This is a genomic window from Paraburkholderia fungorum (genome assembly GCF_046027605.1).
In the GTDB taxonomy this organism is placed as follows: Bacteria; Pseudomonadota; Gammaproteobacteria; order Burkholderiales; family Burkholderiaceae; genus Paraburkholderia; species Paraburkholderia fungorum_F.
Map to the genome: position 1 here is coordinate 294,675 of NZ_JAQQEF010000002.1, position 24,529 is coordinate 319,203.

The 24,529-nt window shown below is 62.9% G+C and carries 24 protein-coding genes; 20 read left to right on the forward strand and 4 right to left on the reverse strand.

Features of this window, described 5'->3' with window-relative positions; all coding sequences use genetic code 11:
• From PQR53_RS04675 to PQR53_RS04685, 3 genes are all read right to left on the reverse strand, one after another.
• Window positions 1–561, reverse strand: a complete 561-nt coding sequence (locus tag PQR53_RS04675; RefSeq protein ID WP_408451410.1) for a universal stress protein — start codon at window positions 559–561, stop codon at window positions 1–3.
• A gap of 66 nt (window positions 562–627) precedes the next feature.
• Window positions 628–1,347 carry a Crp/Fnr family transcriptional regulator gene (locus PQR53_RS04680; protein ID WP_408451411.1) on the reverse strand — a complete coding sequence of 240 codons (720 nt, stop codon included), beginning with the start codon at window positions 1,345–1,347 and terminating at the stop codon, window positions 628–630.
• Window positions 1,348–1,631: 284 nt separating this feature from the next.
• Window positions 1,632–2,504, reverse strand: a complete 873-nt coding sequence (locus PQR53_RS04685; protein WP_408451412.1) for a LysR family transcriptional regulator — start codon at window positions 2,502–2,504, stop codon at window positions 1,632–1,634.
• A gap of 199 nt (window positions 2,505–2,703) precedes the next feature.
• On the opposite strand from PQR53_RS04685, the gene PQR53_RS04690 reads away from it, so the two are divergent.
• The 5 genes from PQR53_RS04690 to PQR53_RS04710 all read left to right on the forward strand — a co-directional run bounded on the left by PQR53_RS04690 (window position 2,704) and on the right by PQR53_RS04710 (window position 8,631).
• Window positions 2,704–3,666: a sugar ABC transporter substrate-binding protein gene (locus tag PQR53_RS04690; RefSeq protein ID WP_408451413.1), complete on the forward strand. Its 963-nt coding sequence runs from the start codon at window positions 2,704–2,706 to the stop codon at window positions 3,664–3,666.
• Between the two features lie 73 nt (window positions 3,667–3,739).
• The gene (locus PQR53_RS04695; RefSeq protein WP_408451414.1) at window positions 3,740–5,395 is read left to right on the forward strand and encodes a sugar ABC transporter ATP-binding protein; all 1,656 of its coding nucleotides are present in this window, start codon (window positions 3,740–3,742) and stop codon (window positions 5,393–5,395) included.
• A gap of 3 nt (window positions 5,396–5,398) precedes the next feature.
• Window positions 5,399–6,400, forward strand: a complete 1,002-nt coding sequence (locus tag PQR53_RS04700) for an ABC transporter permease (protein WP_179740876.1) — start codon at window positions 5,399–5,401, stop codon at window positions 6,398–6,400.
• 57 nt (window positions 6,401–6,457) lie between these two features.
• Window positions 6,458–7,390: a ribokinase gene (gene rbsK / locus PQR53_RS04705; RefSeq protein WP_323044946.1), complete on the forward strand. Its 933-nt coding sequence runs from the start codon at window positions 6,458–6,460 to the stop codon at window positions 7,388–7,390.
• 164 nt (window positions 7,391–7,554) lie between these two features.
• Entirely contained in the window at window positions 7,555–8,631 is a 1,077-nt protein-coding gene (locus PQR53_RS04710; protein WP_408451415.1) for a nucleoside hydrolase, read from the forward strand.
• 51 nt (window positions 8,632–8,682) lie between these two features.
• Here the strand turns inward: PQR53_RS04710 and PQR53_RS04715 are convergent, their stop codons facing one another.
• Window positions 8,683–9,594, reverse strand: coding sequence for a LysR family transcriptional regulator (locus PQR53_RS04715; RefSeq protein WP_408451416.1), 912 nt, complete (start codon window positions 9,592–9,594; stop codon window positions 8,683–8,685).
• 114 nt (window positions 9,595–9,708) lie between these two features.
• Between PQR53_RS04715 and gltP the strand changes: the two genes are divergently transcribed.
• From gltP to PQR53_RS04790, 15 genes are all read left to right on the forward strand, one after another.
• A complete protein-coding gene (gltP, locus tag PQR53_RS04720; protein WP_408451417.1) occupies window positions 9,709–11,034 on the forward strand; it encodes a glutamate/aspartate:proton symporter GltP in 1,326 nt (441 codons plus the stop codon).
• 68 nt (window positions 11,035–11,102) lie between these two features.
• Window positions 11,103–12,377, forward strand: a complete 1,275-nt coding sequence (locus PQR53_RS04725) for an aminotransferase class V-fold PLP-dependent enzyme (RefSeq protein ID WP_408451418.1) — start codon at window positions 11,103–11,105, stop codon at window positions 12,375–12,377.
• Between the two features lie 313 nt (window positions 12,378–12,690).
• Window positions 12,691–12,894: a hypothetical protein gene (locus tag PQR53_RS04730; protein ID WP_408451419.1), complete on the forward strand. Its 204-nt coding sequence runs from the start codon at window positions 12,691–12,693 to the stop codon at window positions 12,892–12,894.
• A gap of 1,198 nt (window positions 12,895–14,092) precedes the next feature.
• Window positions 14,093–14,272, forward strand: coding sequence for a Flp family type IVb pilin (locus PQR53_RS04735; protein WP_408451420.1), 180 nt, complete (start codon window positions 14,093–14,095; stop codon window positions 14,270–14,272).
• Between the two features lie 120 nt (window positions 14,273–14,392).
• Window positions 14,393–14,926 carry an A24 family peptidase gene (locus tag PQR53_RS04740; RefSeq protein WP_408451421.1) on the forward strand — a complete coding sequence of 178 codons (534 nt, stop codon included), beginning with the start codon at window positions 14,393–14,395 and terminating at the stop codon, window positions 14,924–14,926.
• 221 nt (window positions 14,927–15,147) lie between these two features.
• The gene (locus tag PQR53_RS04745; RefSeq protein ID WP_408451422.1) at window positions 15,148–15,387 is read left to right on the forward strand and encodes a hypothetical protein; all 240 of its coding nucleotides are present in this window, start codon (window positions 15,148–15,150) and stop codon (window positions 15,385–15,387) included.
• Between the two features lie 72 nt (window positions 15,388–15,459).
• On the forward strand, window positions 15,460–16,296 hold the full coding sequence (gene cpaB, locus PQR53_RS04750; protein ID WP_408451423.1) for a Flp pilus assembly protein CpaB: 837 nt from the start codon (window positions 15,460–15,462) through the stop codon (window positions 16,294–16,296).
• Window positions 16,297–16,350: 54 nt separating this feature from the next.
• The gene (locus PQR53_RS04755) at window positions 16,351–18,246 is read left to right on the forward strand and encodes a type II and III secretion system protein family protein (protein ID WP_408451424.1); all 1,896 of its coding nucleotides are present in this window, start codon (window positions 16,351–16,353) and stop codon (window positions 18,244–18,246) included.
• Between the two features lie 36 nt (window positions 18,247–18,282).
• Window positions 18,283–18,576 (forward strand): hypothetical protein, encoded by a 294-nt coding sequence (locus PQR53_RS04760; protein WP_408451425.1) that lies wholly within the window; start codon window positions 18,283–18,285, stop codon window positions 18,574–18,576.
• A 48-nt stretch (window positions 18,577–18,624) separates the two neighbouring features.
• Window positions 18,625–19,827 carry a CpaE/TadZ family protein gene (locus PQR53_RS04765; protein WP_408451426.1) on the forward strand — a complete coding sequence of 401 codons (1,203 nt, stop codon included), beginning with the start codon at window positions 18,625–18,627 and terminating at the stop codon, window positions 19,825–19,827.
• A gap of 24 nt (window positions 19,828–19,851) precedes the next feature.
• The gene (locus PQR53_RS04770) at window positions 19,852–21,228 is read left to right on the forward strand and encodes a TadA family conjugal transfer-associated ATPase (protein WP_408451427.1); all 1,377 of its coding nucleotides are present in this window, start codon (window positions 19,852–19,854) and stop codon (window positions 21,226–21,228) included.
• A gap of 46 nt (window positions 21,229–21,274) precedes the next feature.
• A complete protein-coding gene (locus PQR53_RS04775) occupies window positions 21,275–22,252 on the forward strand; it encodes a type II secretion system F family protein (RefSeq protein ID WP_408451428.1) in 978 nt (325 codons plus the stop codon).
• Window positions 22,253–22,343: 91 nt separating this feature from the next.
• On the forward strand, window positions 22,344–23,291 hold the full coding sequence (locus PQR53_RS04780; RefSeq protein ID WP_408451429.1) for a type II secretion system F family protein: 948 nt from the start codon (window positions 22,344–22,346) through the stop codon (window positions 23,289–23,291).
• 72 nt (window positions 23,292–23,363) lie between these two features.
• Window positions 23,364–23,876: a TadE/TadG family type IV pilus assembly protein gene (locus tag PQR53_RS04785; RefSeq protein WP_408451430.1), complete on the forward strand. Its 513-nt coding sequence runs from the start codon at window positions 23,364–23,366 to the stop codon at window positions 23,874–23,876.
• Window position 23,877: 1 nt separating this feature from the next.
• Window positions 23,878–24,519, forward strand: coding sequence for a TadE/TadG family type IV pilus assembly protein (locus tag PQR53_RS04790; RefSeq protein ID WP_408451431.1), 642 nt, complete (start codon window positions 23,878–23,880; stop codon window positions 24,517–24,519).
• Window positions 24,520–24,529 lie beyond the last annotated feature (10 nt).

A 24,529-nucleotide genomic window follows, 5' to 3' on the forward strand; every position in this document is an offset into this window, starting at 1 on the left:
CTAGTCGCTCGTCTTGACCGGATGGGTGCCGCGCTCACGCGGCGGCATCTCGTACATTGCCGCGGCGACATCGGCGTGGCCCGGTTTGGCGGACTCCACCTGCGTGGTCTGCGCCTGCCGGCTCGGCACCAGCAACACCGGACAGCACGCGCTGCGCACCACGCGCTCGGCCACGCTGCCAAGAAACAGACGTTTGAAGCCACGCCGGCCATGCGTGCCGAGCACCAGCAGGTCCGCGTTGAACTCGTTCGCCGTGATGCGGATGCGCTCCGAAATGTCCTCGCCGACCGGCGCGACGTCCACCATCCGCGGCGTGCCGGCCACGTTTTCGTGTTTCATGCGGGCCAGCGCGTCCGCCAGCAATTGCTGACCTTCTTTCACGAGCGCGTCACGCAGGATCGTCGGATCGTAGCCGGAGGCGTCATACGCCATCAGCGGATTGTCGACGACATAGAGCGGTTGCAGTTGCGCGCCGGTCTCGTGCGCGAGCTGTAGAGCGGCGTCGAACGCGTGCTCGGACGTGTCGCTGCCGTCGATCGCTACCAGAATGCGTGTGTACATGTGGACCTCGGTGAGTTCAATCGCAGTGCAAGACAAGCGGTTAAGTACATACGCTGTGCGCGGCGTCTAGACGGCTTTCAGATCGGGCAGCAGGCGGTCGAATTCCCGTCGCACCACCCCGTAACATTCGCACACCCGTGCTTCGAGACCCGGGCGGTCGATCACTTCGATGTGGCCATAGCTGTAGCGGATCAGCCCTGCATCCTGCAGCTTCATGGCCGCTTCGGTGACGCCCGAACGACGCACGCCGAGCATGTTGGCAATCAACTCCTGGGTCATGCGCAGTTCATTGGACGGCAAACGGTCGACGCTCAGCAGCAGCCAGCGGCACAGTTGCTGGTCGATCGAATGATGCCGGTTGCACACCGCCGTCTGCGCCATCTGCGTGATGAGTGCCTGCGTGTATCGCAAGAGTAGTCGCTGCACGGGCCCCGCACGATGAAATTCCTGTTTCAGAACCCGCGCGTCGAGCCGGTACGCCTGTCCGGCGCTTTGCACGACCGCACGGCTGGGCGTCGTTTCGCCGCCCATGAAGAGCGCGATGCCGATCAGCCCTTCGTTGCCGACAATCGCGATCTCGGCGGAGGCGCCGTCTTCCATCACGTAGAGCAGCGAGACGATTGCGGTGGTGGGGAAATAGACATAGTCGAGCCGGTCGCCCGATTCGTACACGACTTCGCCGAGCGGCATGTCGAGCGCGAGGAGGTGTGGCGCGATGCGCTCCCATTCTGCCTTCGGCAGCACGGAAAGCAGATGATTATCTTTCGGTTGATGTGTGGTCAACATAAACCACCTCCCGATGTCCTGCTGAACAACGACTTCGTCTGCGCAGAATTGATCTGAGAATTTGCCGGCCCTCCAGGCGGGCTGGGTGTGAAATCGACGGAATGGAGGGTTCGATGATCGCGCGTTCGCCGATGCCGCACAGCGGCCAGACTACCCTTGTAGTATAGTTCGCGCCGCGCGATATTCGGCGTGGCGCGCCGCGTGAACGCGGGTGCATACCGACTCAGCGGCCACTCTGGCACGTATCGTGAAGGGCGTCTGTACGGTGGCGTTCACGACGCCTCCTAGCGAAAGATCTCGGCGATGAGATTGGCCACCGTCCGGATCCGCTCGCTATCGCGCAAGGCGGGGTGCAGCACCATCCACACGTCCTGGTCGAGCGCCTTGATGTGCTTCTCGACGCAGACGAGATCGCTCGTCGTGTCGCCCGCGAGCTGGGCGAGCACGCCGAGGCCGGAGCCGCCCAGCACGCCGTCGAATACGCCCATGCCGTAGCTGCTTCGAAGCGAAGGCGCGGGCGCGCCGGCCAGGGTTTTCAGCCATTGCGTGGCCGGATGATCCGGTTGCCGGTCGTCATAGCCGACGAACGACAGCTTGTCCCATTCCTTGCGCGTGATCGCGGCCTTGTGGCGCAGATAGTAGTCGCGCGAACCGAACAGCCCGAAGCGGATCCTGCCGATTCGCCGCACGTACAGATCGCCCTCGTCCGGGCATTCAGACCACAGCGCGATGTCCGCTTCACGGCGCGCCAGGCTATAGGGTCGCCGCGAGGTCAGCACTTCGATGGCGAGCCCGGGCAGCCGGTCCTGGAACGAGCCGAGCAGCTTAAGCAAAATGTAAGACGGCCATTCGACGGCATTGATCCGCACCGTGCCGTGCGCTCCCGCGCCGCCGGTCACGTCCGCGGCGCGCTCGATCTGGTGCGCGAGATCCTCCATCTGTTCGGCCCACGCCAGCACGCGCGCGCCGAATGCCGTCACCGTACAGCCTGACGGCACCCGGTCGATCAGCGGCTCGCCCAGCCGCCGTTCCAGTTCGGTCAGACGGCGCGACAGGGTTGGCGCGCTCAGATCGCAGGCGGCGGCGGCCCCTCGCATCGTCCCCTCGCGCGCGATCGCCACCAGAATCCGTAAGTCGTCCCAGTCCACGTGTTCCATTTTTGAAACGCCATATTTTGAAATTGGGCATAGCATAACGTGGGTCGCGAGGATAGCATTGGACCTGGCCACACTCGTCCCGGCATCTGGCAAGGAGACCCTGAGGTTTCATCGGCGGGCGGCAAGTGTGGCGAACCTGCCCATCACACGACTCAACGGCTATCAGTACGTAGACCGAACGAGCGATACGGAGACATCAATGATTCGTCATTTCCAACCGGCGCGGCGTCGCGCCATCGTAGCCAGCGCAGCCTTCCTCGCAGTGTCGATCTTGCCGGGCGCAGCGTTCGCTCAGGCTGCTCACAAGCCGAAAGTCGCGCTGGTGATGAAATCGTTGGCGAACGAGTTTTTCCTGACCATGGAAACCGGCGCGAAAGACTATCAGAAGCAGAATCCCGCCAGGTTCGACCTGATCACGAACGGCATCAAGGACGAAACCGATACGGCTAACCAGATTCGCATCGTCGAACAGATGATCGTTTCGAAGGTCGACGCGCTGGTGATCGCCCCGGCCGATTCCAAGGCGCTGGTGCCGGTTCTCAAGAAGGCGGTCGACGCCGGCATCATCGTGGTCAATATCGACAACAAGCTGGATACGGACGTGCTCAAGTCGAAAGACCTGAACATCCCGTTCGTCGGCCCGGATAACGCGAAGGGCGCCTTGAAGGTGGGTGACTACCTGGCCAAGCATCTGAAGTCGGGCGACAACGTCGCCATCATTGAAGGCGTGTCGACCACCACCAACGCGCAGCAACGCTCGGCCGGCTTCAAGCAGGCCATGGCGACGGGCGGCATGAAGGTCGTTTCGCTGCAATCGGGCGAGTGGGAAATCGACAAGGGCAACGCCGTGGCGAGCCAGATTCTCAATGCGAACCCGGACGTCAAGGCGCTGCTGTGCGGCAATGACAACATGGCGATCGGCGCGGTATCGGCCGTGCGCGCGGCGGGCAAGGCCGGCAAGGTGCAGGTGGTGGGCTACGACGACATCAACGCGATCAAGCCGATGCTCGCTGACGGCCGCGTACTCGCCACCGCCAATCAGTACGCCGCCAGACAGGCCGTGTTCGGTATCGATACGGCTTTGAAAGCGCTCTCCGAACACAAGAAGCAGTCGGAATTGTCGGGCGTGGTCGAAACGCCTGTCGATCTGGTCACCAAGTAAGACCGGCACGACGCATGGCCCGCGCCGTATGGCGGGCCTCGTTGCCTGATCTTTGTCTGGCTTTGTCAATCTGATGTCTACTCCCAACCCATCCCTTACCGACGCCGCGCCTGTGCTGAGTGTTCGCGGCATCGGCAAGACTTACGCCGGGCCCGTGCTCGCCGATATCTCGCTGGATCTCTACGCGGGTGAGGTACTGGCGCTGACCGGCGAGAACGGCGCGGGCAAGAGCACCTTGTCCAAGATCGTCGGCGGTCTCGTCACGCCGACCACCGGTTCGATGACGCTGGGCGGCGTGGCCTACACGCCGGCCAGCCGCAAGGACGCCGAGGCGCTCGGCGTGCGCATGGTCATGCAGGAGCTGAATCTGCTGCCGACGCTCTCCGTGGCCGAGAACCTGTTCCTGAACCGTTTGCCGCAGCGCGGCAGGTTCGGCTGGATCGATCGCGCCAAACTGCGCGAAGACGCCCGGCACGCCATGGCGCAAGTCGGGCTTGACGCGATTCATCCCGACACGCTGGTGGGCACGCTGGGCATCGGACATCAGCAGATGGTCGAGATCGCGCGCAATCTGATCGGCGATTGCCGCGTGCTGATTCTCGACGAACCCACCGCCATGCTGACCGCCCGCGAAGTAGACCTGCTGTTCGAGCAGGTCGAACGGCTCAAGGCGCGCGGTGTCGCGCTGGTGTACATCTCTCACCGGCTCGAAGAATTGAAGCGTATCGCGCGGCGTGCCGCCGTGCTGCGCGACGGTCGGCTCGTGCATGTCGACGAGATGACCCATCTTCCGGCCGACCGGCTCGTGACCTTGATGGTCGGCCGCGATATCGGCGAGCGGATCGACCTGGGCGAACGGCGCATCGGCAAGGTGGCGTTCAAGGTGGCGGGGATGACCCGCGAGCCAGTCGTGCACGATGTGTCCTTCGAAGTGAAGGCCGGCGAGATTTTCGGCATCAGCGGCCTGATCGGCGCCGGCCGCACGGAACTGATGCGGCTGATCTACGGTGCCGATCGCGCGGATGCCGGCACGGTGTCGATCGCCCATGGCGGCGGCCCGCTCGAAGCCGTGAAGGTCTCGTCGCCAACGGACGCCGTGCAGAACGGCATCGCGCTCATTACCGAGGATCGCAAAGGCGAGGGCCTCCTGCTGACGCAGCCGATTGCCGCCAATATCTCGCTCGGCCATCTGCGCGCGGTGTCGAAGCACGGCGTGGTGGACGGCCGTCGCGAGGCGGCGCTGGCGCGCAAACAGATCGACGCGATGAGCATCCGCAGCGCGGGGCCGTCGCAACCGGTGTCCGAGCTGTCGGGCGGCAACCAGCAGAAGGTCGTGATCGGCCGCTGGCTCGCGCGCGATTGCACGGTGTTGCTGTTCGACGAGCCCACCCGCGGCATCGACGTCGGCGCCAAATTCGATATCTATGCGTTGATGGGCGCGCTCGCGCGCGAAGGCCGCGCCTTGGTGGTGGTGTCGAGCGATCTGCGCGAGTTGATGTCGATTTGCGACCGGATCGGCGTGATGTCGGCCGGCCGGATGACGGGCCTGTTCGAGCGCGGCAGCTGGACCCAGGACGCGCTGCTGGCAGCGGCGTTCGCGGGCTACGCGAAACGCGATGAATTGCTGCACGAGCCGATCGAACCCGACGCCAAAGCGCCCGACGTGATGGTACCCGGCCCAGCGGCACCCGGCCCAGCGGCGCCCGACTCAAAATCTGTGGAGTATTGAAGCATGACCGTACCAACCAGCCTGCCTACGGTGCAGAACGAACCGCCCAAGGACGCGAAGCCGGTCGGCACGCGCCTTGGATTTTCGAATTACCTCGGCCTGCTCGGCGCGTTGCTCGGGATGATCATCCTGTTCTCGCTGCTGAGCTCGCACTTCCTGAGCTACGACACCTTCAGCACGATCGCGAACCAGATTCCCGATCTGGTGGTGATGTCGGTCGGCATGACCTTTGTCCTCATCATCGCCGGCATCGATCTATCGGTCGGCTCGGTGCTGGCGCTCGGCGCGGCGCTTACGAGCGTCGCTGCCTTGCAGTGGCACTGGCCGGCCTTGCCCGCGGCCTTGCTCGGCATGGCCGGGGCGGCTTTGACGGGCTGCGTGACCGGTGCGATTACCGTGGCCTGGCGGATTCCGTCGTTTATCGTGTCGCTCGGCGTGCTCGAGGCGGCGCGCGGCCTCGCATATCAGCTGACCAACTCCCGCACGGCCTATATCGGCGATGCGTTCGATTTCCTGTCCAATCCGATTGCGTTCGGTATTTCGCCGGCGTTCCTGATTGCGATTGTCGTGATGGTCGTGGCGCAACTGGTGCTGACCCGCACGGTGTTCGGGCGCTATCTGGTCGGCATCGGTACGAACGAGGAAGCGGTGCGCCTCGCGGGCGTCAATCCGCGGCCCTACAAGGTTGCCGTATTCGCGATGATGGGCCTGCTCTCCGGCCTCGCATCCCTGTTCCAGATTTCGCGGCTCGAGGCTGCGGACCCGAATGCCGGCTCGGGCATCGAATTGCAGGTGATCGCGGCCGTTGTGATCGGCGGAACCAGCCTGATGGGCGGGCGCGGCTCGGTGATCAGCACGTTCTTCGGCGTATTGATCATCTCGGTGCTGGCCGCGGGCCTCGCCCAGATCGGCGCGACCGAGCCGACCAAGCGGATCATCACGGGGGCCGTGATCGTGGTGGCCGTCGTGCTGGATACTTATCGAAGCCGGCGTCGCGCCGCATAAGTCGAACATACGCGATCGTGAGCGGCCCTGCGTGGACGCTCAGCAGGAGAGTGAAAAGTGTCGAAAGAAGCAAAGCAGGGCCGCGTGCTCGTGGTGGGCAGCATCAATACCGACCTGGTTGCGCGCTCGCCGCATTTGCCGCGGCCGGGTGAGACGATTGGCGGCCATGAGTTCTCGCAGGTGGCCGGCGGCAAGGGCGGCAACCAGGCGGTGGCGGCCGCCCGCATCGGCGCGCGGGTGGCGATGGTCGGACGCGTGGGGAAGGATGCGAACGGCGCGCAGCGGGTCAAGGATCTGGAAGCCGAGGGGATTGACTGCGCGGGCATCGAGGTCGACCCGGCGCAGCCCACCGGCGTCGCGATGGTGACCGTGTCGGACGACGGGCAGAACACGATCGTGGTGGTGGCGGGCAGCAACGGCGAACTCACTCCGGAGAGCGTTGCCCGTCACGAGGCGGCGATCAAGGCCAGCGACGTCGTGGTCTGCCAACTGGAAACGCCCTGGAACTCCGTTCACGCAACCCTGGCGCTCGCGCGGCGCCTGGGCAAGATCACCGTGCTGAACCCGGCGCCGGCCACCGGCCCGCTGCCCGCCGAATGGCTGCCTCTGGTCGACTATCTGGTGCCGAACGAGGTCGAAGCCGCGATACTCGCCGGGCTGCCGGTCGAATCGCAAAGCGGCGCGCGCAGGGCGGCGCTGGAACTGCAACGCGGCGGTGCCCGCAACGTGATCGTCACACTCGGTGCGCAAGGGGCTTATCTGTTGCCGGAAGGTGGCGAAGGCACGCATTTCCCGGCGCCGCAGGTGAAAGCGGTGGACACGACCGCGGCCGGCGACACCTTCATCGGGGTATTCGCCGCGCAACTCGCGGGCCGCCAGCCACTGGAAGGCGCCATCGGTCTCGCGCAACGGGCGGCCTCGATCTCGGTCACGCGCGCGGGTGCGCAACCGTCGATCCCGACGCGCGCGGAAGTCGATAGCGCGGCTTGAAACGGACGCCTGTTGTGACATGAGGCCGTCCGATCTGTAACGCTGAGTGGTTCGACGTTGAATGACCGGCGCCATCTCGCGATGGTGTCTGCTGGTTTGATCGCGATCTCTACTAGACGAAACGAAACGGACGGAACATGAAATCACAATACGTAGGCATCCTCATGACGACGCTGCTCCTCGGTGCCTGTGGAGGCGGCGTATCGACCACCGACCCGCTTGTCACCGCGCCGAAGCTCATCATCGATTCAGACTTCAATACGATGGGCGACGACGGCCAGCTCTTCGCCATGACCACGCAGTTGATGGGGCAGGGCAAGGTCAATCTGCTAGGACTCACCGTGGTGACCGGCAACGACTGGCTGCTCCAGGAGGAGGCCGATGCGCTCAAGGCGGCGGAGCGCATGGGCGTGCAAAACGTGGTGGGTGTGTACGGTGGTGCCGACTATCCGTTGCAATACGACGTAGCGAGCATTCGCGCGCAGCAGGCCGCCAATCCGCAAGGCTATTTCGGCGCATGGAGCCGGCCGGAACCGACCCAGCAGTCGCAGCTCGTTGCACCGCCGGACGGCTTTGCGGTGTCGACGAAACTGCAGACGCAAGGCGCCGCGGATTTCATGATCCAGACCATCAAGCGCTATCCGAATCAGGTCACGATTCTGGAGGTGGGGCCGCCCACCAATCTCGCCACGGCCATCATGAAGGCGCCGGAGATCGTGCCGCTGATCAAACAGATCGTCTATATGGGCGGCGCGATGGCCGTGCCGGGCAATGCGAATGCCGTGGGGGAACTCAACTGGTGGTTTGATCCGCTTGCCGTGCGCACGGTTCTGCAAACGACGATTCCCCAGGCCGTCATTCCGCTCGACGTCACGAATACAGTTCCGCTTACGCAGAGCGTGTACGACCAGATCGTCAACAACCCCAGCAAGCAGACCGCGGTGACGAGAGCGTATGGCATCGCGAATGCCGGCGCGTTCGCCAGCAATACCGATCTGTTCGACACGCTGACCATCGCGTATTTCACGGACCCGACTTACGCCACGCAAACGAAAAGCGCCTACCTCGATATCGACACCACCAGTGGCGAGGACCAGGGGCACGTGATGGTCTATCCCGATCAGCCCGCGCCGGGTGCGTCACCGAAGAAGATCACCTACGTCACGCAGTTCGACAACAATCGCTTCTTTAGTCTGTATGTCGATCTGCTCACGCGTCCTGTGCCGATTAAGTTGCCTTGATGGCGGCACGGCCGGACGAATGAATGCTTCGCAAGCCGGGGCCGCGGTCTCTCAGATGCGGCCCGGGTCGAGCAGGTTCGAGCTGAAGTCGCAGCACTGGGCCGCGAGTTGCGCGATTTCCGCATTGAGCGAGTGCGGCCGCTCCGCCCGGTGCATTGCAACGTAGGCGACCGGCGGCAGCGCGGGGCGCGTCTGAATCAGACCGAGCGCACCGCGGGCGACCATATGGTTCAGGCATGCCTTAGGCAAATAGCTGACGCCAAGGGCTGAGAGCGTCAGTCCGATCTGTGCGATCAGACTGTTGCTCGCGAGGATTCTTTGCATGCTGATCCCGTGCTCCTGTAGAAAGCGGCTGTAGATAAAGCCGGTTCCGGACAGGCCGCCCTGCAGGATCAACGGGTACTGCGCAATCTCGGCCAGTGGGATGGCCGCCTTTTTCGGCGCCAGGGCCGGCGCACACATCCACGCGTTGTCCACTTCGCCGACCTTCGTCATCGCAAAGGACTCGGTGCTGTGAATCTGCGGCACGACGATGATGTCGATCGTGTCGTCGGCGAGCCGGTCGCGCAGCGTCGCGTTCAAATCGACCTCGGCTTCGACCAACACCTTCGGATACGCCGCCTGGATCGCTCCAATCAGGCGAGGCAGCCACGTCAGCGCCGTCAATTCGGTCACGCCGATACGGACTTGCCGCACCAGTGCCTCTTTCGAGCTGATCCGCTCGACGATCTGGTCGCGCCGTTCGAGCAGTTCCTTCGCGTAGGCGAAGAACTCGGCGCCTTTCTGGGTCAGCCTGGCGCTGCGGTGCGCGCGGTCGAATACGGTCAGCTCGAAGGCGCGCTCGAGCTCCTGAATCCGCTTCGACACGGCTGACTGCGTGGTATTGAGGCGGCTTGCCGCCGCTTCGAACGAGCCGAGCTGAACGATCCAGTAGAGCGCTTCCATCTGCTTGAACGTCAGCATCGCGCCGTCCTTCTATGAAATAAAGCGATAGTTTCTCATAGATAAAAATCGCTTTTTCTGCTTATTTCGGCTGCTTAAGGTTCTTCCATTGCCCGCCCAAACACTGGAGAAAGCATGGATATCGTCGTCGAAAGCCCGCCCACCAACCCCGCCGCGCGCAAATCGCGGATCGGCCTCGCGTGGCAGATATTGATTGGTCTGATCATAGGCATTGCGATCGGACTCGTGCTGAACCACTTTCCGCAGATGCGGGAGGCGACCGTTTCAGGTCTGCTGCAGCCCGCCGGCGACGTCTTCGTCAAACTGATCAAGATGATCGTCGTGCCGATCGTTTTCACGAGCATGGTGGTCGGAATTGCCGGCGTGGGCGACGGCAAGTCGCTCGGGCGCATCGGCCTGAAGACGCTGGTGTACTTCGAGGTGATCACCACGATCGCGATCCTGCTCGGCCTCGTTCTCGGCAACGTGCTGCAGCCGGGCGTGGGCACCGATATGTCGCAACTCGGCCATACCGACATTTCGCGCTATCAGCAAGTCACCCAGCAGGTGCAGGAGCATCACGGACTGATGACGCTGCTGCTCGGTGTGATTCCCGACAACATCCTCGCTTCCATGGCGAAGGGTGACCTGTTGCCGGTGATCTTCTTTTCCGTGCTGTTCGGCCTTGGCCTGCAGTCGGTGCCGGACGAATTCCGCAAGCCGGTCATTGCCATGCTCAAGGGCGTTGCTGAAACCATGTTCAAGGTGACGAACATGGTGATGCATTACGCGCCGATCGGAGTGTGCGCGCTGATCGCGGTGACGGTCGCGAGCTTCGGCTTCGGTTCGCTGCTGCCGCTGCTAAAGCTGGTGGCCGTCACCTATCTCGCCATCGTTCTGTTCGTGCTGATCGTGCTCGGCGTCACGGCCCGGCTGTTCGGCTTCCGGATTTTCACGCTGCTGCGCGTCATCAAGGACGAGCTGATCATCGCGTTCTCGACCTGCAGCTCGGCGACGGTACTGCCGCAGTTGATGAAGAAGATGGAGGACTACGGCGTGCCCAAGAGCATCGCGACCTTCGTCGTGCCGACCGGTTATACGTTCAATCTCGACGGCGCGTCGATCTATCTCGGCATCGGCACGCTGTTCGTCGCGCAACTCTACGGCATTCATCTCGGCTGGCAGGAGCAGATGGTCCTCGTCCTGACGATGGTCGTGACGTCCAAGGGCGCGGCCGGGGTGCCGGGCTTCATGTTCGTGATTCTTCTCGCCACGCTCGCGAGCGCGGGTCTGCCGCTCGAAGGGCTCGCGTTCATTGCCGGCGTGGACCGGGTGATGGACATGGGACGTACCGCGCTGAACGTGGTGGGCAACGCGCTTGCGCCGCTTGTCATCGCCCGATGGGAGGGCCAGTACGATGCGGGAAAGGGCAAGGCGTATCTCGCCTCGCTCGACGCATGAGCACGCACGATTCGCCACACTACAAGCAGACACGACAGTCATTTAGCAGAAAGATCGGGAGCATTCAGATGAGCAGTAGCCAAGGCGAGCTTTTTTCCGCGTCGTTGATCGAGGAGATCAAGGTACGGTTTCACCATGTCGATCGCGACATCGACGGCAGCGAGCGGCTCTTTTTCGACAACGCGGGCGGCTCGTTCCGTCTCAAGGCGGCCGTGGAAGCGTTCGCGCGCGTGGACGCGCTGCCCGACTGCCCGGAGCGCATCCACGCCCGCGCACGTCATCTTCAGGAGATTCAGGCGCGCGGCGAGGCGGACATCCGCACGATCCTGAACGCGCGTGACGGCAGCATTTACCCATCGCTGACCGCCTCGGGCGCGATGTTCGAGATGGTGCGCGCGATCATGGAGAACGTGCCGGGCACCAACGCCGTCACCACGATCCTTGAACATCCGTCGTCTTTCGACGCAATGACGTATTACGCGCAACGCACCGGCAAGTCGTTGCGGGTTGCGCCCAGCAATCCGGAGACGGGCGGGGTAGACGTGGACCGGATTGTGTCGTTGATCGACGCGGACACGGCGTTGCTGAGCGTGATGTTTGCGTCGAATATTTCCGGCGCCAAATTCGACATTGCGACGCTCGTCGAGCGGGCGAGAGAGAAAAAGCCTGGGCTCTTCATCGTCGTGGACGCGGTGCAGCACGCGCCGCACGGCGTGATCGATCTGCAGAAGACGCCGGTGGACGGCATCAATTTCGCGCCCTACAAGTTCTTTGGCTGCCGCGGCTCCGGCATCTCCTGGCTGTCGCCGCGCGCGGCCGTGCTGCCGCATCACCGGCTCAACGCAAAGCACGAAGACGTGTGGGAACTCGGTAGCCCGGCACCCGCTCAGTTTGCGGTCGTGACCGAGATCGTCGAGTACGTGACATGGCTTGGTGGCCAGTTCAACGGCACGGACAATCGCCGTGAACGGTTCGTTGAGGGGATGGAACGCATCGAATTGCATGAACGCGCGCTGCTTGCCGCCATGCTCGACGGTTGCGGCGGCCGGCGCGGGTTGCGGCGGCTCGATGGCGTGAACGTGTTATGGGATCATGCCGATCTGAAGAAGCGCGACCTGATACTCGGGATTGGTTTCTCGAACCTGAGTCCCACCGACGCCGTGCGCGAATACGAGAAGCGCGGCGTGATCGTCTATGAACGAATTGCTTCGAGCCTGTACTCCGGGCGAATGCTGAAGTCGTTCAATCTCGCGGGCGCAGTGCGGATTTCGCCGCTGCATTGTCATGCGCCCAGCGACATCGAGCGCTTTCTTGCGATTACCGAAGAGCTGACGACGCTGTGAAGCGACGGTCCGGGTCTTGATGCGCAGCATGTAAGCACACATGAAAAACCGAACGGGTGCGTGATCGGCGGCAGACCTGATTCGCCAGTGACCACGGCCCGTGCGCAGCCCCTCATTACGGCGCGCCCGGAAACTGTTGCAGGCCTTTACGCCCGTTCTTCCCCCATCGCCTCTGCCGTGCGCCGCGCCAGCGGATTGCCGCCGACGCTTACGGTTTCGCAGGTAAGCCAGCGAAACGCAACCGTAGCCAAACTGTCGCGAGAGGTGTCTAGGATGACCCCATTGCCCATGTATCGATCAATGGAGGTGCCGGATGCTCAGTCATCACGAACTCGCAACACTGATGCTGCTTGGCGACACGGACAGGCGGCTGGAAGCTTTCGATCCGGACGTGCTGGCGTTGCGCCGTTACGAACTCGTGGAACTGCGGCAGCGCGATCCGCACGGATCGACGCTGCAATTGACCCGGCAGGGCCGCGAATTGCTGGACCGTCTGCGCACCGGGGCAACGGGATGAGCGGCGCGCAGCCCCAGCAGCCGCAACTGCGACGGAGGCGGCCGACTCGTCGCGGGAGGGTGGCGAGGGAGGGTAGCCGTCAAGGCAAACGTCTCGCTAAACGTTTGCGCGCTCGCGGCGGATGTTTGGCGGCGCATCGCTCTCGATGCTCCACAGGAATCCAGAACGCTCGGTTTACGCGCTTATTACTCAGCTTATTACGCAGCGCTGAATTAAGCCGGACATCGGCGGCTTCGCGGGCATTCATCGTGCGCCGCCGTGCGTGAATCGAGATGTTTTTTATCGGCCGATCGCGAAGCAATGTCATTCGGAATGCTCGGGCTTCGCCGCGTGACGCACTGCCAGTAAGGCGCTCCTCGTAGCGCGAGTCGAAGCGGGCGCACCGCTTACATCACACAAAAAAGACGTCGGGGCGCGCCACGTGTTCCGCGTCCAGCCGATTCACAAATCCTCCGTCAATCCCCGTAATGCGGGCCAGCGCACATAGCGATGCATGGGCCGATCATCTCAATCCCGCGACAGATCCGCCTCCACGACGGCTTTCCGTCTCAAGGTTGCGACATGTTCGTCCACGCCCCGTAAAAGCTACTTCATCGCACGACGTCGCAGCATATTTGACCGGGGTATTCGTCAAACCATTGATAGTCATTGGGGTCAAGGGTTTTCCTTCATCCGCTTGTGACCTGCGGCACATCGCGCCGGGCCGCCGCGACCGCCATCTGTGGTGTGTCAAACACGAAACATCGCACGATGCGAACCCCCGTTTGCGCGGTCCGCCGCATTGCCATTCACCGTCCGGTAAGGCTTTGAGCCCACATGGCATAGCCCGTGCAATAAGCGAGTCACACAGCGAAACACGTTGCGGCCGGGAAGCAGCAAACAAGCAGCAAAGAAGAATCAAGCGGACAAGCGGCAAGAACACCTCCCGGTGGCAGCAAAAGTCTTCGTAAAGACGCGTCGGGGAAATCAACGCGCTTTACGGGGTGCGGCGGGGCCAACGAAAAACGGATGTCGAAAAAGAACGGCGCGAATGATCGATACGGGGTATTGGCCATTCGCGACCGGGACGACGTGAAGCGCTGACCTCGCCACTTTTTCCGTCCTCATGGACGGATCTGAACGCCGCGCCAGTGAGTCTGTTTTCAGGCAGCTGTCACGGCACAAACCGAAGTCAAATTTCACTCTTACGGGGGTTAGCATGAAGAACACGATCCAACAATTTCTGCGCGAAGAAGACGGTGTTGCAGCGATCGAATACGGCCTGCTGGCCGGGCTGATTGCGGTGGGGATTATCGCCGCGGCGACAACCTTGGGCACGGACATCTCCAGTCTCTTCACCAAGATCGCGACCAAGCTCAACGGCATCAAGGTCGCCTGATCACTGCGAGCAGAAGTAGGCGGTGAGTCCGGTCGTCTGCTTTATCTCATCGAGCATGTTGAGGTAATGCGACGGCTGGCTCGCTCGCGAACGGCGTCGATCCCGACAACGGAGCGTGCGATGAACGGTGTGCCCTTTCCCATTGGACCTTGCGTGTTGGTGATCGTGATGATCGCGGCGTTGTCGGACCTGCACACGCGGAGGATTCCGAACTGGCTCGTTGCCACCGCGCTCGTCGTCGCGCTGCCCGTGCAGGTGGTGCTTCACGGGGCAGTCGAAGGGATGCAAATGTGGTTGGGTGGTTGTCTGACGGGTGGCCTGCTGCTCCTGCCGGGTTATCTGATGCGTTTGATGGGTGCCGGCGATGTGAAGCTGATGGCCGCTGTCGGTGCGTTCTGCGGCGCATACGGCGCATTCGAAATTGGACTGGCGACCTTTGCGATTGGTGGTGCGTGGTCGCTGGCGGTGTTGCTCCGGCGGCGCCAGATGTTGACGGGATTGATTGGGGCGGCTTCACTGCTGGTCGAGACTGCGGTGCCCGGCGACGGCGTGGTGCGGCGACGCAGCGGCCTCGCACACGGTTCGATCGGAACCATCCCGTACGGTGTAGCGATAGCGATAGGCAGCACGGTCGTGTTATTCGCGAGCGTGTGACGAGGTAGACCAGGAAAGATGCGGCGCACGGTCCTGACCAGCCGGCGCGAAGAGGCGAAGAGCCGAGACTGGGTCTCCGTAGAGAGGCTCACGTCAAGAGGCTCACGTCAAGAGGCTCACGTCAAGAGGACAACCAGGACGCCGTGTTTTGCGCGGGTGCGCGAACACGATTCACCTGGAGGGCGCCTTCGCAGGAAGGCCAACCAGATTCGGGGGATGTGATGAGCATAACGATCAAGCCGGCCACGCTTCTGGCCGCACATGGGTTGAACCGTTCCGCAATGACTGGCGCTCAATCGATCGACCTGCTGATGCTGGTGATCACCCAGCAAGCGCAACGCAAGCTCAGCGAACAGGTGCGGCGCGAATCGCGGCACGCCACCTCGCATCCCGATCGCGCGGCAATGGCCGGACAGGATGTCATCGCGGCGCCGCCACTGCACCCCGTCGAATTCAACTGATACGCCGTCATCGGATGCTGTAGCTCCATTCTCATAGCGTCGTCGAGCGACGACAGGATGCAGGAGAACGAAATGAAAAACGCCCGCGCTTTAATCATGCTGCTGATCGCGACGATGGCCGGCTTGACCGCCGTGGTCTTCGCGGCGCGCTGGATGACGTCGCAGACTTCGAGCGCGACGACGAAAGTCGTCGTGGCCGTGTCCGACATCAATCTGGGTCAGCGCATCTCGCCTGATTTCCTCAAGGTCGCGGACTGGCCGTCGAACAGTGTGCCGCCGGGTTCGTTCTCCGACATGCAGAAGCTCGACGGCCGCGTGCTGAAGGAAAGCCTGTTGCACGGCGAGCCGATCCTCGAGGCGAAGCTCTCGCCGGTCGGCACGCTCGGTGGTTTGTCGGCGGTGATCAACGAAGGCAAGCGCGCGATCACGGTGCGGGTGAACGATGTGATCGGCGTCGCCGGCTTCGCGTTGCCCGGCAACTACGTCGACATCATTGTCAATACACAGAAAGACAGCAAAGACCCGGGCACGCAGCGCGATCAGAACATCTCGAAGATCGTGCTCGAAAAGATTCTGGTGCTGGCGGTCGCGCAGGAAGTCGGGCGCGACGAGACCAAACCGAAAGTCGTCGATGCGGTGACGCTCGAAGTGTCGCCCGAGCAGGCCGAGAAGATCGACCTGGCGCGCAGCATCGGCACGCTTTCGCTGGTGTTGCGCAATCAGGTCGATCCGCAAGCCACCGACACGACCGGCGCCACCAAGGCGTCGCTGCTGAAGATTCCGGTGGCCGTACCGGCGGCACCTGCATCGGCACCGGCGGCGCACATCGTACGGAAAGTCGCAGCGCGGGCGCCGGGCAACTGCGTGCGGGTGCTGGACGGTGCGGACTCAAGACAAGAATGCTTTTGACAGGCTCAGCCTGCAAGCCGTGACACACACACGGCGCCATTACGGGGGTAGGACATGAACGCCAGACCGAACCATCGCGCGCATGCGGCGAGTGCTCCGCACGTCACGCAAACCAGGACCCGGTTGCGGATCGCCCAGGCGAGCGCCTGCGGATTGATCGGCACCTGCCTGTGGGCGCTGCCTGCCACGCAGGCTGCCGCGCAGGACGTGCCGGCGCTGCCGGACACGCCGCTCACCGTCGCGGCCAGCGGACCCGTGCATCGGGCCACCGGCATGAGCGGCAGTGGCGCATCCACCAGCGGCTCGTCGCAAGCCGGCAAAGGGCCGAACTGCACGGGGCCGCTCGCTGACCATACGTCGGTGCAGATTCCGGTCGGCAAGTCGACCATGGTCGATCTGCGCGAACCGGTGCGTACCCGCACGGTCGGCAACCCGTCGATCGTGCAGGCGATGCTGGTGTCGCCGACCACCCTCTATCTGCTCGGCTCGGACGTCGGCACGACCAACATGATCGTGCAGGGCAAGAGCGGCTCGTGCACGATCATCGACGTGAATGTCGGCGCGGACCCGGCAGGTCTGCAACAGACGCTCGCGGTGCTGATGCCCGAAGAAACCGGCGTGCGCGTGAAGGCCGCCGCCGACACGCTGGTGCTGACCGGCGTGGTATCGGATTCGGTGAAGGCTGAACGCATCGTCGAGCTCGCGCACGCGTTCGTGGCGCGGCCTACCGCGGCCGTGCCGAGCGCTGCGCCGGCCGCGGGGCCGCTGCCGATCGGCGGTGTGCGTGTCGCCATGCAGGCGCCCCCGCCGTCGCTGGGAAGCGGCAATTCGGAACGCGTCATCAATATGATGCATATCGCCGCGCCTCAGCAGGTGATGCTCGAGGTGAAGGTTGCCGAAGTGTCGAAAACGCTGATCGACCAGTTGGGCATGGCAGCCAACCTCAACGGCGGAATCGGCAGCTGGAGCTTTGGCTTGCTGGCGAACTATCTGTCCGGCGGGCTCAGCGCAATCACAGCGTCAAAGGCCAATAACTCGCCGCTCAATCTCGCGTTCGACGCCCAGAAAACGGACCAGCTCGTGAAGATCCTCGCCGAGCCGAACCTGATGGCGATCAGCGGCCAGGAAGCCAGCTTCCTGGCCGGCGGCAAGGTCTACATTCCGGTGCCGCAAAGCAACGGCGCGAATGGCACGACGATCGTGCTGCAGGAAGAGCAATACGGCGTGGGCCTGACCTTTACGCCGACCGTGCTCGAAGGCGGCCGCATCAACCTGAAGGTCGCACCGGAAGTGTCCGAGCTGTCGTCGACCGGCGTGGTGGTGAGCGCCGGCAACTCGAACAACACGACGATCCTGCCGCTGATCACGACCCGCCGCGCTTCGACCACGCTGCAGGTGTACGACGGGCAGAGCTTCGCGATCGGCGGTCTGATGAAGAGCAACGTGACCGGTACGCTCAAGGGCTTGCCGGGCGTGGGCGAACTGCCGGTGCTCGGCGCGCTGTTCCGCAGCACGAGTTACGAACAGGACAAGACCGAACTGGTGTTCGTGGTCACGCCGCGCCTTGCGAAACCCCTGCCGCAGAACTATCCGCTGCCGACCGACGGTTTCGTCGACGCGGCCGAAGGCAACGTCTATCTGACCGGCAACATGGAAGGCAAGAAGCACGCGGCGCCTGCTGCAGGAGCCTCATCGGGCGCTACAGCGACGTCGCCCGTGCTGGCCGCGCCCACGCTGCCGTCGCAACCGGCACCTGCCCCTGATCGCAACCCGCTACCGGTCTCCGGGCCCGCCAGGGTGCCGGCGCCGGACGACAACCACGGCACGCCCGAGTCGCAGCCGCTCACGTCGACCAAACCCAATGACGCGCCGCATAGCGAACCGGTCCCCGCCGCGGCGGTGGTCAGCGCGGCGCTTCCGGCGGACGCCGACTCACACGCGGCGCGATGAGCCAGGCGCGCATCTAACGGTTATTCGGAGAACGACATGAAAGCCATTCCCACACTGATCCGCCTTGCGCTGTGCGCAGGCGTGAGCGCGACGCTCGCCGGGTGCCTCACCTCGACACCCCACTGGGACGCGACCTTCGGCGATTCGGTCAGTCAGATCAAAGCAATGCAGACACTCAATCCAGAAGCCTCGGCCAACACGGATCCGGTTTCGGGCATCGACGGTACCGCGGCGGCCGCCGCGCAAAAGGGCTACGCCAAATCGTTCACCGCGCCGACGCCGCCAACCAATATGTTCACGATCGGCGTCGGCTCGGGCAGCAGTTACTGAAACAGGTCCTGGCAACAGCATCTTGCAGGGTCAGAGCGGAGACTTGAAATGATTGACATCCTCATGATTTCGTCCAGCGCGGAACGCTCGACGCACATCGGCGCGCGGCTCGAAGCAAGCGGCGTGGCCTACCGGCTGCGCTCCGTGCACGGCGAGGCGCGCCAATTGCGCGCGCATGCGGCGGCGATCAAGACCGCGGATCTGTTGATCGTCGACGACGTCGATCTGTCGGAGCGCGAACTGAGCGGCATCGAGGAGGCGCTCGTCCACACGCCGCATCTGCATTGCATGCTGATCACGCCCGCACCATCGACCAACCTCCTGATGGCCGCAATGCGCGTTGGCGTGCGTCACGTGTTGTCGTGGCCGCTGGATGAACGCGAAATCGTCGACGCGCTCACACATGTTGCCAACAAGAAAAACGCAGGCTTGCGCCGCGAAGGGCGCGTGGTATCGGTGAGTTCGTGCAAGGGCGGCAGCGGGGCCACGCTGATCGCCGTGAATCTCGCTTACTCCCTCGCTGCGCAGCGCGACAAGCGCGTGCTGCTGATCGATCTGAACCAGCAGTTCGCCGACGCGAGCCTGCTGGTGGCCGACAAGGCGCCGCGCGCGACGCTGACCGATCTGTGCTCGCAGATCGACCGGCTCGATGCCGCTTTCTTCGAGGCTTGCGTGATGCACGTTCACGCGAATCTGGACGTGCTGGCCGGCGCGGGTGATCCGGTCAAGGCGGCCGATCTGCGTCCCGCGCATCTGGAACGGATGCTCATGCTGGTGCGGGAACAATACGACGCGGTCATCGTCGATGTCGGCCAGAGTATCAACCCGCTTGCGATTCATGTGCTCGATCACAGCGACTCGATTTGCATGGTGATACGGCAGAACATTCTCTATCTGCACGCCGGGCGCCGCATGCTCGATATCTTCAAGGAACTCGGTTATTCGGCGAGCAAGGTGCGGCTGATCGTGAACCAGTACGACAAGAACGCACGCATCAGCCTGGCGACGCTCGAGGAAACCCTTGGCGCCAAAGTCGCGCATCAGTTGCCGCGCGACGAAAAACACGCGAACGACGCGCTCAATCACGGCATACCGGTTGTCACAGCAGCCAAGGGCAGTCCGCTGGCCCAAGGCATCGGCGCGCTCGCCTCGATGTTGTGGCCGATCGCCGCCGCACCGCGCAAAGGCGTGCTGAGCCGCTTCTTCACGGCCCGGCCGAATTCCCTTCAACAGTTGAAGACCGAACACTGACCTGCGAAGGCCACGGAGATCATCATGTCATTGCGCGAACAGATGTCGATCCAGAACGGGTTCATGCCGACGGATACGGCGGGCGCCGCGGCGGCGGGTGCCGCCGCCGAGAGCCTTGCGGCACGGCGCGCATACCAGCAGCTCAAGATGACGATTCATCAAACGATCATCGAGCGCGTCGAACTGGACAAGCTGCAACGCCTTTCACCGGAGCAGGTCAAGCGTGAACTGGCGCAACTCGTCGAGCGGATCGTCGAGGAAGACAAGATTCCGATGAATGAGCTGGAGCGCCGCCGGCTCGCGCAGGACGTGCATGACGAGATGGTCGGACTCGGGCCGCTCGAACCGCTGCTCAACGATCCGACCATTTCCGACATTCTGGTCAACACGTCCCAACACGTGTATGTAGAACGGCGCGGCCGCCTCGAACATACCGACGTGACCTTCTACGACGATGCGCATCTGATGAAGATCATCGAGCGGATCGTCTCGCGGGTGGGCCGCCGCATCGACGAATCGACGCCGATGGTCGATGCGCGCCTGCCGGACGGCTCGCGCGTCAACGCGATCATTCCGCCGTCGGCGATCGACGGCCCGCTGGTGTCGATTCGCCGCTTCGCGGTGAATCCGCTGACCGTCACCGACATGGTGAACAACCAGAGCTTTACGCCGGCGATGGCGCAACTGCTCGAGGCGCTGATCAAGTCGAAGCTCAACGTGCTGATTTCGGGCGGCACGGGCAGCGGAAAAACGACCTTGCTGAATCTGCTGTCCGGTTTCATTCCCGACGACGAACGGGTCGTCACGATCGAAGACGCGGCGGAACTGCAACTGCGCCAGCAACACGTTCTGCGCCTCGAGACGCGGCCGCCGAATATCGAAGGCAAGGGCGAAATCTCGCAGCGCTCGCTGGTGCGCAACGCGCTGCGGATGCGGCCCGACCGCATCGTGCTCGGCGAAGTGCGGGGCGCCGAAGCGCTCGACATGCTGCACGCGATGAACACCGGCCACGAAGGCTCAATGGCGACGCTGCACGCCAACACACCGCGCGATGGTTTGACGCGGCTGGAAAACATGGTCGGCATGGCCGGCCTGACGATGCCGATCAAGGCGATCCGCCAGCAGATCGCCTCGGCGATCACGGTGGTGGTGCAAGCATCGCGGCTCACGGACGGCCGCCGCAAGCTGATGAGTATTCAGGAAATCACCGGCATGGAGGGCGACATCATCAACATGCAGGAGATCTTTACGTTCAAGCGCACCGGTGTCGACGAGAACGGCATGATCAAAGGGTACTTTTGCGCAACCGGTGTGCGGCCGAAGTTCTGCGACCGGCTGGCCGGCTTCGGCATCACGCTGCCGGATCAGATGTTCGATCCCGCGCGGCGTATGGACGTATAAGCACACGACGCGAACCGCAAGGTCTGCGTCATCCAGGGAGTCGGGCATGAATACATCGTTTATCGGTTTCGCGGTTCTGGCGTTTCTGGCGATCGTGCTGCTGGTCGAGAGCATCTATCTGTTCTGGAGCAGCCATCACAGCCCCGTCGTCAAGCGCCTGGACGAGCGCATCCGGGCGTTGTCCGCGGGCGGCAGCGTGAGCGCGGAGCAACTGTCGATTCTGAAGCAACGCATGCTGAGCGAATCGCCGCTGCTCACGCGGCTTCTGCTGGTTTTGCCGCGCGTGCATGCGCTCGACCGACAACTGCAACAGTCGGGATTGACGTGGTCTGTCGCGCGGTTTGCGACCTATACGTTGTTGTCCGCGCTCATTGGCCTCGTCATCGGATTCGTGCTGCATGCGGCATGGACCGTGATGTTCGGGCTCGCCGCCGCTAGCGCGTTGCTGCCGTTGACGATCCTGCGCCGCAAGCGCGGCAAGCGTGTATTGCATCTTGAACGGCAACTGCCGGACGCCGCCGATCTGATCGGCCGTGCGCTGCGCGCCGGGCACTCGTTTCCCGCTGCGCTCGGGATGGTCGGCGAAGAACTGCCCGATCCGCTCGGCGGAGAGTTCGCGCTGGTGTTCGATGAGATCAATTACGGGGTGTCGCTGAACGATGCGCTGCTGAACATGGTGAACCGCGTGCCGGTGGACGACCTGCGCTATTTCGTGATCGCCGTGCTGATCCAGCGTGAGGCGGGCGGCAACCTTGCAGAGATTCTTGGCAGCATCAGCAGCATTATTCGCGAGCGCCTGAAGCTGCTCGGCAAGGTGCGCGTGCTGTCGGCGGAGGGACGGCTGTCCGCGTGGATTCTTGCCCTGCTGCCGTTTGTCGTCATGGGGATACTGTCCCTGCTCAACCCGGGTTATATCAAGGTGTTCTGGAACGATCCGCTCGGCATCCGTCTTGGCGTGTCCGCGCTCACGATGATGCTGTTCGGCATCTTGTGGATGCGCAAGGTGATACGCATCCGGGTGTAGTCGCGGGATCGGACAGAGCGATTTCAAGCCGGCCACCAGGAAAAAACGCAGGCAACCACGAATCGAGGAGGGCGGGGCAACCCCGCAGACCATGAAAACCGAACAGATCGTCGTGCTGGGCCTGATGTTTATCATTGTGTTCGGCGCCATGCTGAAAGCGATGATGCTGCTGCGGCCCGATCCGTTGCAGCGGCGTATCGATCGCGTCGGCGCACCTGCGTCCCCCGCCGAGTCCGACACGGGCGATCAGCAGACGTGGGTCGAAGCCGTCACGAAGATGTCCCACCATGTCGCCAAACTTTCTTTGCCGAAAGACGATTGGGACAAGTCGACGCTCCGGCTCCAGTTTGCCAGAGCAGGCATTCGCAATCCGTCCGCCGCGTCGCTTTATTTCGCCGCGAAGACCCTGTTGGCGCTGGCGTTGCCGGCGATTGCCCTGATTTTTTGCGGCAACCTCTTCACCCCTGAGCGGCGCATGTTGCTGCTGCTTGCGGTGCTCGCTGCGTCCGCACTCGGCTTCTATCTGCCGAATCTGGTCCTGTCACGGATGATTGGGCAACGGCAGCGCAAGCTGTTCGAAGATCTGCCTGACGCGCTCGATCTGATGACCGTCTGTGTGGAGGCCGGCCTTGGCCTCGACGCGGCCATGATGCGCGTCACGCAGGAAATCGGCGTAAGGAGCCGCGCGCTGAAGGACGAATTCGAGTTGGTACTGCTCGAACTGCGCGCAGGTTCGGGGCGCGACAAGGCGCTGCGCAATCTGTCGCTGCGCACCGGCGTGGAAGACATCGACACGCTCGCTGCGATGCTGATTCAGGCCGACCGCTTCGGCACCAGCGTCGGCGATTCACTGCGCGTCTATACAGACAACCTGCGCACCAAACGTCGCATGCGCGCCGAAGAGAAGGCCGCCAAGATCGCGCTCAAATTACTGTTTCCGCTGATGTTCTTTATCTTTCCCGCATTGATTACCGTATTGATCGGTCCGTCAGCAATCCAGGTGATGCGCCAACTGGTGCCGACAATGAGCGGCATCTAGGGTGGCTTGAGATCATGCTTACTCGGCCATCGCTACGGTTTTCGGCCTGGTGACACTTAACGAGGAGGCGATATGAAAGCTGCTCGCCCGCAATTGAAGCAAGCGCCGAAGCGAACGCTCAAGGAGCGTGGCGTCGTCACGGTTGAGTTTGCGCTGCTGGCACCGCTGCTGTTTCTGCTGCTGTGCATTGCGATGGATCTGGGTATTGCGCTGTGGGTCAATCTGACCATGCAATACGCGGTGCGTGAAGGCGCGCGTTACTCGGTGACCGGGCAAAGCAATCTTGATCCGAACGCAACCAATCAGCAGCGTTATCTGGCCATCGTGCAGGAGATCAAGGATAGTTCGATGGGTCTCTACACGCTCGTTTCGCCGAGTTACGTGATCACCATCAACGGCGGCGCGGCCCAAACCTACAACACGCAAGGGAGCTACGGAACGGGCATGTTCGGCAACCCGGGCGACATCGTGGTGCTGCAGATCAATTGCATCTGGCCGCTCCTGACGCCACTGGTCAGCCCATTCTTCACCGACGGCAAATATACCTTCAGCGTCGCGACGACGATGCGCAACGAGGGCTTCTAACATGAAGAAAAAACCATGGGGGAAGAGCCGCCGCAAGGCTACCGGTATTGTCAGCGTGGAACTGGCGCTGTTGCTGCCGATCCTCGTTGCGCTGGCGCTGCCGGTCGTCGACATCGCGCGCAACATCCAGGCGCAGATGATTCTGATCAACGTGAGCCGCGAAGGGGCAAACCTGTCGTCGCGCGCGTCGCTGACGTATCCGATGCAGACGATCATGACGTCGCTCACCGCGACGACGCCACCGCTCGATATGAACGCAAACGGCATGATCTACATCACCGAGATCATGGGCAACAACAACTGCGACGCCAACGACAACAACTGCACCGGGGTGGTGGTCGCGCAATATCGCTGGAACGGCGGCAACTACGCGCCGGCGAGCAAACTGTGGACCTGCGGTGAGAGCGGCGGCACGATCACGAATTGGGCCAACGACGGCACGGGCAGTTGCAGCGGTTTGCCCGCGCCGGGCAGCAAATCGCCGGTGGTGAATCTGTTGCAAGGCAAGCTGTCGAGCGGGCAGATTGCGTTCGCCGTCGAAGCGTTCTATCTGCAAACACCGCTGATCGGAGCGCTGGATCTGGGCGGCGGTATCACGACGCCCGCGCTGTCGCCGAATCTGTATGCGATGACGGTGTTCTGATTCAAAATAA